The sequence below is a fragment of the Bacteroides sp. 41_26 genome (assembly GCF_949740115.1).
Lineage (GTDB): Bacteria > Bacteroidota > Bacteroidia > Bacteroidales > Bacteroidaceae > Bacteroides > Bacteroides nordii.
Window position 1 is genome coordinate 1 of sequence record NZ_CATJGZ010000012.1, and the last position, 2,282, is coordinate 2,282.

At 38.3% G+C, this 2,282-nt stretch carries 3 protein-coding genes; all 3 read right to left on the reverse strand.

The features are described from left to right. A partial coding sequence (locus tag QX565_RS00120; RefSeq protein ID WP_493679683.1) for a S1 domain-containing protein occupies positions 1-96 on the reverse strand: 96 nt, incomplete at its 3' end. A gap of 3 nt (positions 97-99) precedes the next feature. Further along, entirely contained in the window at positions 100-897 is a 798-nt protein-coding gene (map, locus tag QX565_RS00125; RefSeq protein ID WP_221651142.1) for a type I methionyl aminopeptidase, read from the reverse strand. A gap of 14 nt (positions 898-911) precedes the next feature. Further along, positions 912-2,252: a preprotein translocase subunit SecY gene (gene secY, locus QX565_RS00130; RefSeq protein ID WP_002558054.1), complete on the reverse strand. Its 1,341-nt coding sequence runs from the start codon at positions 2,250-2,252 to the stop codon at positions 912-914. Positions 2,253-2,282 lie beyond the last annotated feature (30 nt).

The following is a 2,282-nucleotide window of genomic DNA, read 5'->3' on the forward strand; positions in this document are numbered from 1 at the left end:
AATCTCATGTCCGTTTTCTAATTCAACACGAAACATTGCATTAGACAATGCTTCAACTATAACTCCATCTTGTTCTATTGCAGATTGCTTTGCCATATACTATATTGCTTTATCTCCTAAAACTTCTTCAATGAATTTAAATGATGAAAGAATATCGGCTTCTCCCGCACCTACTGCAATAGTATGCTCAAAGTGTGCGGCACATTTCCGATCTCTTGTTCTCACAGTCCATCCGTCACGCTCCATTATAACTTGCCGGTCACCTTGGGTAATCATAGGCTCAATCGCAATACAAAGTCCTTTCTTTAAAAGCGTGCCATATCCTCTTTTACCATAATTAGGTACTTGCGGATCCTCATGCATTTCTTTACCAATCCCATGGCCAACAAATTCACGCACTACTCCATAAGAATGTGATTCACAATATTGCTGGATAGCATATCCGATATCACCAATTCTTTTACCTTGTACAGCATTCTGAATGCCTATATATAATGCCTCTTTAGTAACTTTCAACAACTTACGAACTTCCTCGTCTACTTCACCGACACAAAACGTATAAGCTGAGTCACCACAAAAACCATTCATATATGTCCCGCAATCCACAGAAATAATATCACCTTCTCTCAAGACAATATCTCCTGGAATACCATGTACAACCTGCTCATTCACAGACGTACATAAAGAACCCGGAAATGGATCGCCATACTGATTCGGAAATCCTTTAAAAGTTGGAATAGCCCCATTATCTCTAATAAACTCTTCTGCAACTTTGTCCAGTTCTCGGGTAGTAACTCCCGGTTTTATTAATTTGGCAACCTCAGCCAATGTTTTTCCTACAAGCAAGTTACTCTGACGGAGTAGCTCTATTTCATCCTCTGTTTTAAGAAATATCATTTCTATTGAAAGAATTAATATGCAGCTACACCAGCACGTCCCTTAATACGACCAGACTTCAACAAGCCATCATAATGTCTCATCAACAAATGACTTTCAACCTGCTGCAGTGTATCAAGAACCACACCTACAAGAATTAACAAAGATGTACCACCGAAGAATTGAGCGAACTCAGCTTTCACACCAAATACACCGGCAAAAGCAGGCATAATAGCAACCAATGCCAAAAAGAAAGACCCAGGCAATGTAATACGTGACATAATATCATCAATATATTCAGCCGTTTTCTTTCCAGGCTTGATACCCGGGATGAAACCGTTATTTCTCTTCATATCTTCAGCCATCTGATTCGGATTTATTGTAATTGCAGTATAAAAATACGTAAACAGTATAATCATTACAGCAAAAACAAAATTATACCAGAAGCTCGTATGATCAGTAAATGCACGCACAAAACCACTTACATTATTAGCATTAGAGAAGCCAATAAAAGTGATAGGAATAAACATAATCGCCTGAGCAAAAATGATAGGCATTACACCAGCAGCATTCACTTTCAAAGGAATATACTGTCTAGCACCACCATATTGTTTATTACCAACAATTCTTTTCGCGTATTGTACAGGAATCTTTCTCGTACCTTGCACCAAGAGGATTGCAGCTGCAATTACCAACAGCAGGAATACCATTTCAAATAAGAACATGATCATACCACCACCTTTTTCACTCACGCGTGAAATAACTTCCTGGAAAAGAGATTGAGGAAGACGGGCAATAATACCAATCAAGATGATAAATGAAATACCGTTACCAATACCTTTATCTGTAATTCTTTCACCAAGCCACAAGATAAACATACTTCCAGCTGCCAAAATAATGGTAGAAGTAACCATGAACAGAGTCCAATCTAATGAAGCATTTAAAGAAGGTCCAGCCTGCATTTTAAGATTGAGCAAATAAGAAGGAGCCTGAACCAATAGGATAAGAATCGTCAAATAACGAGTATATTGGTTCATCTTTCTTCTGCCACTCTCACCTTCGCGTTGCAATTTCTGAAAATACGGAACCGCAATTCCTAACAACTGGATAACGATAGACGCAGAAATATAAGGCATAATTCCTAATGCAAAAATTGATGCATTAGAAAAAGCTCCTCCTGAGAACATGTTTAACAAGGCTAATAGGCCTTCGCTTGTTTGTTGATGCAATTGTGCCAGCATACCAGGATTAATACCAGGTAGCACAACATACGAACCGAAACGGTAAATCGCCACAAACAATATGGTGATGAGGATCCGTTGTCTCAGATCCTCAATTTTCCATATATTCTTTAATGTTTCAATAGCTTTTCTCATTGAATTAGAGTTTTACTACACTTCCACCAG

What these genes read in the sequence shown, in the direction of transcription:
- secY (WP_002558054.1), bottom strand. Translation starts at nt 2,252, where the DNA reads ATGAGAAAAGCTATTGAAACATTAAAGAATATATGGAAAATTGAGGAT.
- map (WP_221651142.1), bottom strand. Translation starts at nt 897, where the DNA reads ATGATATTTCTTAAAACAGAGGATGAAATAGAGCTACTCCGTCAGAGT.